This window comes from Brevibacillus sp. HB2.2, assembly GCF_013284275.1.
GTDB lineage: Bacteria > Bacillota > Bacilli > Brevibacillales > Brevibacillaceae > Brevibacillus > Brevibacillus brevis_D.
Genome location: NZ_JABSUV010000071.1, coordinates 1 through 11,214, shown reverse-complemented (window position 1 = coordinate 11,214; position 11,214 = coordinate 1). Strand labels below are relative to the sequence as shown.

Genomic DNA, 11,214 nt, shown 5'->3' with positions numbered 1-11,214 from the left:
GGTGTTTGTGAAAGAAGGCTTTATTGAGCCAATGCAAGAAGACTTGGATACATTGCGGGATGGTAAAGTTGATCTTGCGGATGGAATTGCAATTGGTGGACTTGCCTTGAGTGTACTTACGCTGGGCAGAAGTAAAAACATTAAGGATTTAGTGGATGCTGCAAGAAAAGGAAAGAAGAGGACAGGTGTAGGACTTACAAGGAGTACTGGGGATTCTACTAGTTCTATGGATCCTGTTAAATTTGATAGGATGAAAAAGGCATTTGAAAAACAGGGGGGAATAATTGACCAATCAGAAGAGGCAATAAGATATTTAGATTACCGTGGGGCAGAGGCTGTCACCTGGAATGAGAAAACAATACAATTAAGGCAGAATCCAACGACTTCTGCAGTATTTGAAGAGTTTATTCATACTGCGCAATATAGAGCAGGGAAAATACCCGACCAAACTCCAAGAACAGTACTGACCGTAGAAATTGAAGCTGCCGAAAAACTAATAAAATACAGAAAAGGTTACGGCATTCCTAATATTGAAACAAGGGATACAATTAAAAGATTGAGAGATTTGAGACAACAATTTGATGAACTAGGGAATTGAGGAGGCGAGAATATGTTTTCAATTGAGGTCAAAACAGCTTTCTTTATCAAGGTTGCCAATATAGTCGCTATCGAAGGAAAGCCCAATGGCGATCTTAAGGGTAAAGTTCTTCATGACGAAACCGATAATTCAAAGTCTTATAATGTAAAAGGAGTTGCATTGGTTAATGGGCGGGAATACATTAGTCCCATAGAATCCATAACTCTTCAATTAGAGCCTGGAGACTATAATGCCGAGGATTTAATAGGAAAAAGACTGGTAAGCTACGATTAAGAATTGATTGCGAAGTTTACTAATAATGGGGCTTTTCTCTCCTAAGGAATACCGAGTGTGGAGTCAATTCTTCATACAAGCAGTAAATTTGTTGAGGTTATCTAACAGGTTGACATATCTGACACATCTGGCGCATTTGACGGTTTTTGCAAGCAAATCAATATTTGCTCTATACTACGTGTACGCACTATGACTAGCCGCTCGGTTAATAACCGGGCGATTTTTGTTTTGCACCGACTAAGTTGAAAATAGGAAGAGCATTGAGCCAAATGTTATACAAGTCACGACGTTGGGAGAGGAAGCGGGCAGCCATTTTACGACGAGATGAATACATGTGCCAAGAGAGTAAGCGGTACGGTAAGACTGAAGCAGCTACTGCAGTACATCATTGCTGAAGTCTTGAAGATTTTCCTGAATTGGCACTTGAGGATTGGAACCTGCTTTCTTTATTCGAAAAGCAGCACAACGCCATGATGGGGCTGAGGAGATACTCGTAACATAGTAGAATAGCTCCTTTCAGGCTTCCTAATGATCATAAGTGTTACTAGTGCGTTGATAGGCTAAGTGTGCAGCATAATAAGTTGCAATGCTAGCGGATTGTGCGCACGGGTAGGAGAGATTAATAAGAATTAGTTTGTTAGATTATGATTAGAGTTGGTAATAATTTCGATATTGGAATAACACTGTTCGTACTTTAATATAACTATTGCTACTTACTAACAACTCAGAAGGGAACATAATAAATATGTCTGATGCAATTAGTCTTAATTTCTCTGGCGCAAAAGGAAATCAGTTTGGGAGAAAAACGTATGTTACGATGGTACCGTTTAGATCACTCAATAAATTTTTTACTGTTTTCGATGAAGTGCAAAGAAGTATTAATCACAAAAAAGTGAAGAGTATTGCAGATTACATTTTAAAGGGCTTTTCTGATGATTGTTATTCATTCATTAGTGCACTGACAGTATCTTGTCGGGGAGAAATAGGATATGATGAAACATCAAAGCAAGTAATTATCGATATTGATTCGTCTTTATCTGTGAATGATGGGCAACATCGACTCGAAGGTATTAAGCTAGCTCTTAAACTGTTGAGTAAAGAGGTAGATGCTGCAACTGGAGAAGAGAAGAAGCGACTTACAGAAAAGTTGAACCACTTTAGACAAATGACAGTTCCTGTCGTCATTTATTCTGATATGACAATAGAAAGTGAACAGCAACTCTTCCACGACCTTAATTTGCTTAGTACAAAGCCAAACAAATCAGTTTCTTTAAAGTTTGATAAAATTGATCTGTACAATCGGATGGCTAGAGAACTTGCGTCAGAAAACACTCATCTAAGAAGTCTTGGGGTAGAGAGCGAGAAGGCAACATTAAAAGGTAGAAATAAAAAATTCATACTCCTGTCAACTTTGAGAGAGGCAGTAAGTTATATTGTCTGTGGGGCTGTTAATGATACTGATCGAATGCTTACTGAAGAAAATTACGATTCGACAAAGGAAGTTGTCAATGAGATTTTAAATGAAGTTTTCAGCGCTATTCCCATTGATTGTAATGATAGAAGCAAATATATACTCGGTTATTCTGGGGCCTTTCAAGCAATAGGAAAGTATATTTATTACATTCTTAATAAAGAGAACATAGCAAATGTAACTGATTATATTGCTGGACTGGGTAGTATTGATTGGAGACACCAATCTGATATTTGGCTTGAATTTGGTGGTAAATATGACGAGAACAGAAACCGTGTATTCTTCAGTGGTAACGGTAGTGGAATGAGCAATATTTTCAAGGCTCTAAAGAAGTATAGCAAACTGCCTATGTAATTTTCGAAAGCACCTGCACGGTGCTTTTTCTTTTGTGAGAGGTAGGTATAGACAAGCTTCTGCCATTACCGCAAAATGGAAATGTGAGGGGGGATATTTTGCCAGAAATTGATTTTGGGATCTCGATATCTGATATTTTTGTTAGTTCGAAAACTATTCTTGCAAGTATTGCAGGGGTTCTTATCGCAGTGATACTAATTAGAAAATGTTTAAATTAAGCACCCTAGTGGTGCTTTTTCTGTTCCAATCAAACTTAGGGGACTATTTCGGTCCTTGCCCATTGTTCTGTATCTCTCATAACTGATACGCCGAGCCTGCTCCAAGTCTCCAGAATTACCTGCTGCACCGCCTCCTATAAACTGTGACACTAGGCGTATTTCCCTAACGGAGAAAGTGGGTCCTTTGGTATAGACAGGAAAATTAACTTCCCTCAAAATATATGTGGGAGGGGTGAAATGGACAAGATTGAAAGAGTTATAAAACTGTTTTTGGTATTTATAGGTGTCATACCGTTTGCAATTTATGTTTTTGCGTTATTGTATCAACTCGGGGTTTCTGATGGTCAATTGAGTGCCATAGGTAGTGTTATTGGCGGGATATTAGGAGGGGTACTCACTCTTTTAGGTGTCAGAATGACGTTGAAAAATCAATATAAACAAGATTTTTTGAAGGCTTTTCCTAAAAAAAGAAGCTTGGAGACGACGTTGTCGACAAAACTATTCATACCTGGAGGTTGGCAAATCAATCTTATGCTGAGAAGAATTATTTAGACGTAGCAAGGGCAATAAGCCTGTGGCTAAATGACAAAGACGATATTTTAGAAAAAGGAGCTCAAGTTAGTGATGAAACATACGTTGTATTAAGGGAAATACTTGTAACTATCAGCGAGTGGGATTATATGCTTTTAAATATGAATGAATTGGATGAAATCGAAAGAGAAAAAAGACATGCTTACTACCTAGAAAGCCTTCATGAAGGATCGCTAAAAGCTAGCAGCCGTTGTAAAAAAACTTGAATTAGATTAGCAAAGATACATTTTTATAAATGAAAAGTAACACTGGAGATGAAATAATGAAAAAAATGCTAATTTAATATTGATTAATTATGATAAGTTTGAAAAGTTAGATCGATTAAGGGGAATTGTTGTTCTTGTAGAGGAATTAGTTCATCATTTTTGGGATAAAAAAGATGAGATATTGGTGAGTTGCATAGTATCAGAAGGTGTTCCAAATGTCGATTATGATAGAGAAACAGGCCACTATATTTTCATCTAATAAAATGGAAGATTTGAATTAGGGGGAGTAGCGGGCATGAATTACCCTTTAGTTACTGCAGTTATAAAAGAGCCTTATTATCAGATACCTGATTGGTTGAATACAGATGTGGCTTATACTGAATATGTCAAGTTAACAGGTCAAACTACTAGTGATGAAGTTGAATTGTTTATTGCGATGCTTTTGGGATACAACAATATAGACATTAAGGGTACACCTCATGAAGTGTTAAAGCGATTATTTGATGAATCAGATGTAGTAATTGGAGGAGGAATCTATTTCGAAAGCAATGATAGGATAATTCCTCCGAGTTGTTGTTCTGGTCTAGAGGCTTGGAGAGATGTGCTAGATAGTGTTATTAACAGGAAAAGCCCTTGGATGGGTCATAATCCAACACCAAGAATGGAATTCGCTGATAATATAGTGCGTGTTTGGTCGGATGATTCTAATGAAGAAGATGTAGACAAGAATGAACTGTACTATATTGATTTTGATTATGTGGAGTTTATTGCAAAGCTAGAAATGGTTGAATCGGACTTAATGGAATTTGCAAGAGTGCCTCTCTTCAATAGATTTTTAGAGTTTGACCTTGCGTTAGCCAATGATGTGGTGAAAAGGTTTGAAAGTTGGTTTATCTTCAAAGGTGACTAAGAGGGGCAGTAAAGAATTGAATAAAACGGTAATTTAATTAGGAGGCTTGTTGTAAAAATGGATTATTTAAACTATGAAGATCAGTTTAAAGAAATTTTAAACCAAGAGGAAATAAATTCAAAATCTTCAACTTAGAGAAATCAGAATGAAGTATTGGAGATTAAGACACGAAGCATTTATTGATGAACGAAATATATCTGATAGGGATCCAAAGAAAATATGGACTGAATTGATTCGTCAGGAGCAAGAAGAATTGCAGCGCTTTAAAAACAATAAATGAAAACAAGATTTGATAAGAAAAAGGTGACGCAATGCACACTTTTATCAAACATGTAAATGGATACACGATCAGACATTGGACTCTTGTTGATGTGTTTTACATTCAAGAAGGTGAGGAATGGATTGTTGAAGACAAGGACCTTGATGCGGTAATTGATTTTGCAATGAAAAGGTAGCTTGATTATGTTTTGGAGGGGAAAATGAGTAGGGTATTTTCTATGCTTGCTTCAAGGACTATTGTTTCAATAGTTTCCATTATAAACTACTATGCTTTAATGCTGCTCGCTTATCTGATACTAACAGGAACGAATGTTTTCATAATTACAGTGATACTTCCTATCATGTCGATCATTTTGGCAATAGTTACTTTCGTTACATTACATCGTGCAAAAGATAAAGGACGTGGGATGATGATCTTATGGACGAGTTTCATGCAACTCTCTTTATTCCTACTATTAGCTTTTTTCATAATTGATACGATGACAAATCCTCATGGTATATGGATTTATAAAACACCATAAAACAGCAATTTAAATAAAAGTGGCGGTCATAATAGAAAAGGTAGCACCAGTTGACCATAAAGCTTGTTGTTGTGCGAGGCATGGTTGCAAATTAAATGTAGAAAAATGTCCAATTGTAATAAGGGAATTCAAGCAAGATGAGTTTGCACGAAATGTCTTGAAGAAGGTATATATCATAGGGACTTTGTATAATGAAATATCGTTTTTATTAGAAAATTTTTTGGGGATGATCTGTTTGAATTAGAAAGTATTAGTAAAATATTTTGATATTCCTGATAAGTATGTTGAGCTAGACAGTCCAACGGTTTACTCGATTGCTGAGAAAGTGGATTTCTTGGACTATTGCTTACTGAACCAAGTAAGGATATTTGAGATGATTCCTTTTAAATTGGGGAATTCATGAGGGAGGAGAATGCAAATGAGTACATTAGAAAAAGCAATTGTGATTGCAACACAAGCTCATGCTGGACAAGTTGATAAGGGTGGCAACCCATACATACTTCACCCTTTACGAATCATGTTAAAGATGTCGACTGTAGAAACTATGATATCAGCTGTTTTACACGATGTGCTTGAGGATACAGATGTTACAGTGGAAGAGCTTCGAAATGAAGGGTTCTCTGAGGAAATCATTGCGGCAGTTATTGCTTTGACCAGAAATGATGACGAAACATATATGGAATTCGTCGGACGAACAAAGCAAAATCCAATCGCAAGGTTAGTGAAGTTAGGTGACTTAGAGGACAATAGCGATTTGTCAAGGATTCCAGAGCCAACCGAGAAAGACTATGAGCGACTGCTACGCTATAAGAGAGCCATTAAAGAACTGCTTTCAACATAGAACGAGAAAGGGAAGCACAATGCTCCGATTTGGAAAGGACTGCTTGAAGTAAATGATGATTTTACCTTAATTAAATACACTATACTTCTATTAGAACATATGTGGTATTAAAGAAGTCATATGAAATCTTAATTTGAACGGGAAAGAGTGAAAGAGATAGATAAAGAATTGGATAAAGAAGAGATTATTACTTTTGAGCACTTTATGGCAATGTATTATTGCAATAATAATGAGAAGCCAACGCAAGGTATACTTGAAAAATACAGTAGCTTTTATCGATCAATGGAAGATCAAGAAGTGGTAGATGAACTTCTGAGAGATTTGGCTTTGATCAAGACAGAAATATTTGACAATGAATTAAGCGATATTTTAAAGCGATATGGTTTTGGAATTTCAATAAACGAATTTCGCCTATTAATCGATCCATTGATTAGCGTGTTAAAAGAATAAAATGAAATCAGGGATTTATAAGGAGTAGCTTACCGATGTCAAAGATTCCAAAATCAATTCAAGATGCAATTAGGAAAGTAGCCAAATACAACGAAAAAGCATGAGAACAACACGGCATTTTGAAACATGGATAACTAAGAATTTTGGCGAAGACGTGATAAAAAGCGATAGTATTAGAGATATGATAATCGATGGGATTGAACAGACAAATAATGCAGAATGGGCAATTAAACGAACTCACGAAATTCTAAATCAATACAAATCATGAATGGGGATTACTCCTTCGTAAGGATGCACTTGACTATTATGATGAAAGATTAAATCATGATTTAGGCTTTGTTGGAGTAGAAGCCTTGGCGCCCGCATTTGCGGATACCTTAAATCGTTTACCAAAAATGAAAAGAAACAAGATCTCTTCGTATAGTGATTTTAAGAGTGTTGTTGATGATTCGAATGTAATGGATTGGAACAATAATTATTATGGCAGATTCTATTCCTATATGGATGATCAAGATGATGCATTTAAACAAGCAAAGCCATTCTTGATTTTGGCTGAAAGTAAAGTGCAATCCTCTGACTACAGAAAAGTGTACGATGGAAATTGGTATAAATAATTGTTTGAGTCGGAAACCTGTTGTTACAATGTAACAGGTTTTCTAAATAACTTGTCGAATAGATTATTATGATAAAATAGCATCGAGATGCCAGTTCATGAAAAAACGCTATATATTCTTAAGTGTATTTCTGTTTATCTTTGGAGTTTTTTTCTATCAGTTAACTGGTGGTACCGCTAAAGATGAACCTAATTTTAACAGCGTTTATGATGTGTCTTTTAATCCTCAGGAGTTTATTAAGTCTGCAAGAAGCGGCGATCTGAACAAAGTGAAGTTCCACATTGAGAAAAATATCGATCCCAATGTAACTAATAGTGACGGAAGGACTGCCCTCTTAGGTGCTGTTATTGAAAAACAATATGAAGTCGTAGATTACTTACTTCTTAATAAGGCTGACCCGAACAAGAAAGATAACTACGAACAATCACCACTCAAAACCGCAATGGAAATAAAGGATAAAAAACTGATTGAGCTGCTCCAACGTAATGGGGCTAAAGAATAAACAGGCACCCATTTGGGTGCTTTTTCTATTTGAAAGCAAGCTTTAAGGTTAAAGGACGAACGGTAGACATATCTGACGCTCCAGTTGTAAGAGCCAACAAAAAAGGCAACATAGAGTCTAGCGGTTTTTGCGTACTTCTAGAAACGTTAATGACTGTTCGTTGTCCCGCACTTGCATTTCTTCTTTAACAGCTTTTGGTCTATCAACTAGATCAACTACATTTTTTGATAACACTTGCCAGCGTTCAGCTTTATCAAGTGAATCCTTTCCAATTGAGATTATTGTATGGACGAATGACCCTTTTGAATTGTATGCGATGTTTGTTGTAAGGAGATATAATCTCAAAGATAAATCTGGTGAACATACTTATCCGTTTTACTAGAAACAAAAAAGAAGTGGGGTAGCATACTTGATTGTGATGATAGAACAGCAAATAAGATTGTTAAAGGAATGATTGATAAGAAGCTAATGTATTGGTATGAGAACGCTAAGTCATATGCGGATGGAAAATGGAGTCAGTGTGATGGGAAGTATTATATTTACCCACAGGAGAAGGAAGAAGAGCGGATTAGACTGAGGGAGCAGAAGAGAGTTGGCTATTTGAAAAACGAGATCATAAGTAATGAACAACCTTGGAATATAAGTGATCCAGTTATTCGAGGAATTCATATACAAATTCAGACGAGTTGTAATATTTATCCATTTAACCTATAATGTGGGTATTCCTAAAATTCTCAAGTAAAGAGGGGGCAATAAAATGAAAAAGTTTGTAGCACTATCTTTACCTGTAATAATGTTGGCAACAATTACAGTTACTCCTGCACTGGCACAAGCAGACAATTTAACGGAAAAAAGTGTGTCTCAAGTTCAAAAGAATACTATTGAGAGCAATGGGCAATATCAAAGCGTCAAAGACTTCGCAACAAAAAAGGAAAAGTCAGTTATTGCTCCTATGAGCTATAAAACATATAACTTTGGTAACTCTGATCACATTTACTCTCCCGGCAAATTAAAGATAGAGGTTTTTCCGGGAACAAATGACGGACCAAAAGATAACACAAACTGGATTATTGTGGAGTTATTTGATGTAAATGACCCCGGTACTCATGTAGCTTATAGATCCGTTAGTGCATTTAACGATAGCACCGTAGAATTTGAATGTTATGGGTATCATTATATTTCAGTGTACAATATGAATTACAGTCAAAGCGGTAAGTTTAATGTAGTTTGGTAGATTCTTATTGACAATTGAACAAGAAAAAATGAGAAAGAGGCTACCCCAAAAAGTAGATTTTCTATTTGAGGGCGACCTCTTTTTTTAGATTGTCTTTTTTCGATTAAAGCGAACTCTGCTCCAGTGACTAAATACTAACTATCAGATGACAATTCATGAGAAGGCTTGTCCGGCACATCAATGGAGAATTTTAAAGTGGTCATATCGAACATGTGTTTATATGCACTGTGGAATTACTTCGGATGATGCCGAATTGGAGACCTTGACACGAACAATTAAAAGCATGCTACGAAGAATCTGTTCAGTTTCTCCAAGCACACATTAAAGACTTGGAGGAAAAGATTAGAGGCTCTAGGTTTGAAATGACCGCTGAAGAATATTATGAATATCTGCTCGAGAGTATGGCCGAGATGCGATACGAAGAAGATCGTATAATGGCATTGGAGGATGCTTACAGATTGAAAGCACCCACCCGGCCTTATGTATCAAGGTTTAACAACCAACTGCCCTCTAATCCGAGGACAGTCAAACTTTTTCCTTCAATAGAACGCGAAGCCTAAAGGAAATCTTTAATGAAAATAATAAAGAAATATAGTAGAGAAATGTCACTCGTATTTAGAGTGGCATTTTTATTTGAGAGAAAGGAGTGGGAATGGTGCTCAGTATAGAGATGATCATTAGAGGATATACATGGTACTGTTTGTATGGTCGTCGTACCAGCTGCCTAATTGAAATCAATCCATACATAATATTTTTGCAAACGATAGTCGGCAGATAAATGTTACAGGTTCAACGAAAACCGGAAGCAATTACCGCGGAAAGGGTTCCAGCTTGTTCTACCGTATGTACACCTTAAAAACTATCAAATTTACCTAAAACATGGTAATCCTCTCTTGTGAGAAGACGATACGAAATACGCGACGATCAATGGGATCAAATTACGATGTTGAGAATATTATGATCGACTAGGAAACCGCGAAATTGGAGGATTACATCCGTCAATATAGGCATGGGGCGAACCAACTGCTACAACATGGAAGAAGTTTGCCGTATCCGCATATGAATAAAATGATAGAAAATAAAGGAGAAAATACACGATGGGAATCATGGCCTGTTACTTATTAAACGATGCTTTAGCGGATGAAGTTGTTCAGTTAGGCAATTCCCATATCGTTGGGAAGATCGAGGAGCTTATGGAAAAACAACGCTGTCTCGTGTATGAGATGGATAAATTATGGGACGGATTGCATTATCTGCTAACAGGGATCTCTGCCTCACAGCCGATTGAGGACAACCCATTAAGCGAGGCCATTGTCGGCGTCCACGTCCTGGATACTGAAGAATTCGTAAGTGTCATTGGCTCTGATGAGCTTCCTCGCATTTTAGAAGCTCTTCATTTTGTGGACAGGGCCGTCTTGCAGCAACAATACAAGCCAGCCGATTTTAGAGCGAAACAGATTTATCCGGATATTTGGGTGGACGATGAAGCTGAGGAACGTTTCGCAGAACTTATAACGGAACTCAACCAGTTAACTTATTTTTATGAACAAAGCCTTGCCCAGGGGCATGACATATTGATTAGCATTTATTAAAACCACTTCTCTTTCAAGGGTGCATGGCTCCAGAAAAGCTATTGTTTCACTCATGGTTGTCGGTGTAATGTGACGCTTTTAACGGTGTATGGCTACAGCATAGAGAGTTAATCACCAGCCCGCCTACGGGCGATATTTTTGCATTTTCAGAAAGGCCTATCGAAACGATTTCCACAATTTTTAGCTGATCAATTAAAAACTCCTTTACAACCGAATAGTCAGAATTGAAAACATATAACGCATAGATTATATTTTTACTCAATTTACAATAAATCCCACGCGAGGTATTAGTTAATGAAACGATTCACAACTGTATTACATGCAGCTCTCATAACTTCTGTACTATTTAGCTCGCAGGGAGTTAGCTTGGCACAGGAAAAGAATGGTGAAGCTATGGTAGAACAGCAGGAGATCGAGCTCATCGAAATCGGCATAGCCCAAGTGATTTACTTGGAAACGTACCCGGGCTACTCGTATGCATTAAAGGAGGGAAAGTATGTCTGGCTCGATTATGATAAAGGCACCTTTGAGTATAAATTGGTGGCAGGATTGTCTCAGGC

At 37.0% G+C, this 11,214-nt stretch carries 12 protein-coding genes and 1 pseudogene; all 13 read left to right on the top strand.

The genetic code is table 11. The annotated features are described in order from the left end of the window. A pseudogene (locus tag HP401_RS28955) lies at window positions 1-598 on the top strand (hypothetical protein); the annotation flags it as partial. Window positions 599-610: 12 nt separating this feature from the next. After that, a complete protein-coding gene (locus HP401_RS28950; RefSeq protein ID WP_064201999.1) occupies window positions 611-871 on the top strand; it encodes a hypothetical protein in 261 nt (86 codons plus the stop codon). A gap of 745 nt (window positions 872-1,616) precedes the next feature. Beyond that, entirely contained in the window at window positions 1,617-2,696 is a 1,080-nt protein-coding gene (locus tag HP401_RS28945) for a DNA sulfur modification protein DndB (protein ID WP_173607550.1), read from the top strand. Between the two features lie 455 nt (window positions 2,697-3,151). Further along, window positions 3,152-3,466: a hypothetical protein gene (locus tag HP401_RS28940; protein ID WP_173607549.1), complete on the top strand. Its 315-nt coding sequence runs from the start codon at window positions 3,152-3,154 to the stop codon at window positions 3,464-3,466. Then, complete coding sequence (locus tag HP401_RS28935) at window positions 3,430-3,711, top strand: hypothetical protein (protein WP_173607548.1); 282 nt, start codon at window positions 3,430-3,432, stop codon at window positions 3,709-3,711. The genes HP401_RS28940 and HP401_RS28935 overlap by 37 nt, the downstream gene beginning before the upstream one ends. 295 nt (window positions 3,712-4,006) lie before the next feature. After that, entirely contained in the window at window positions 4,007-4,621 is a 615-nt protein-coding gene (locus tag HP401_RS28930) for a hypothetical protein (protein ID WP_173607547.1), read from the top strand. Window positions 4,622-5,839: 1,218 nt separating this feature from the next. Further along, window positions 5,840-6,262: an HD domain-containing protein gene (locus tag HP401_RS28925; protein ID WP_173607546.1), complete on the top strand. Its 423-nt coding sequence runs from the start codon at window positions 5,840-5,842 to the stop codon at window positions 6,260-6,262. A 147-nt stretch (window positions 6,263-6,409) separates the two neighbouring features. Beyond that, window positions 6,410-6,712: a hypothetical protein gene (locus HP401_RS28920; RefSeq protein ID WP_173607545.1), complete on the top strand. Its 303-nt coding sequence runs from the start codon at window positions 6,410-6,412 to the stop codon at window positions 6,710-6,712. Window positions 6,713-7,065: 353 nt separating this feature from the next. Beyond that, on the top strand, window positions 7,066-7,326 hold the full coding sequence (locus HP401_RS28915; RefSeq protein WP_173607540.1) for a hypothetical protein: 261 nt from the start codon (window positions 7,066-7,068) through the stop codon (window positions 7,324-7,326). A gap of 97 nt (window positions 7,327-7,423) precedes the next feature. Continuing rightward, window positions 7,424-7,828, top strand: coding sequence for an ankyrin repeat domain-containing protein (locus HP401_RS28910; RefSeq protein WP_173607544.1), 405 nt, complete (start codon window positions 7,424-7,426; stop codon window positions 7,826-7,828). Between the two features lie 757 nt (window positions 7,829-8,585). Continuing rightward, complete coding sequence (locus HP401_RS28905; protein ID WP_173607543.1) at window positions 8,586-9,062, top strand: hypothetical protein; 477 nt, start codon at window positions 8,586-8,588, stop codon at window positions 9,060-9,062. Between the two features lie 1,097 nt (window positions 9,063-10,159). Next, a complete protein-coding gene (locus tag HP401_RS28900) occupies window positions 10,160-10,654 on the top strand; it encodes a YfbM family protein (protein WP_173607542.1) in 495 nt (164 codons plus the stop codon). 294 nt (window positions 10,655-10,948) lie between these two features. Then, on the top strand, window positions 10,949-11,214 hold a 266-nt coding region (locus tag HP401_RS28895; protein WP_173607541.1), incomplete at its 3' end, for a hypothetical protein.

Coding starts and splice junctions, on each gene's coding strand:
- HP401_RS28950 (WP_064201999.1), top strand. CDS start 611: ATGTTTTCAATTGAGGTCAAAACAGCTTTCTTTATCAAGGTTGCCAAT.
- HP401_RS28945 (WP_173607550.1), top strand. CDS start 1,617: ATGTCTGATGCAATTAGTCTTAATTTCTCTGGCGCAAAAGGAAATCAG.
- HP401_RS28940 (WP_173607549.1), top strand. CDS start 3,152: ATGGACAAGATTGAAAGAGTTATAAAACTGTTTTTGGTATTTATAGGT.
- HP401_RS28930 (WP_173607547.1), top strand. CDS start 4,007: ATGAATTACCCTTTAGTTACTGCAGTTATAAAAGAGCCTTATTATCAG.
- HP401_RS28925 (WP_173607546.1), top strand. CDS start 5,840: ATGAGTACATTAGAAAAAGCAATTGTGATTGCAACACAAGCTCATGCT.
- HP401_RS28910 (WP_173607544.1), top strand. CDS start 7,424: ATGAAAAAACGCTATATATTCTTAAGTGTATTTCTGTTTATCTTTGGA.
- HP401_RS28905 (WP_173607543.1), top strand. CDS start 8,586: ATGAAAAAGTTTGTAGCACTATCTTTACCTGTAATAATGTTGGCAACA.
- HP401_RS28900 (WP_173607542.1), top strand. CDS start 10,160: ATGGGAATCATGGCCTGTTACTTATTAAACGATGCTTTAGCGGATGAA.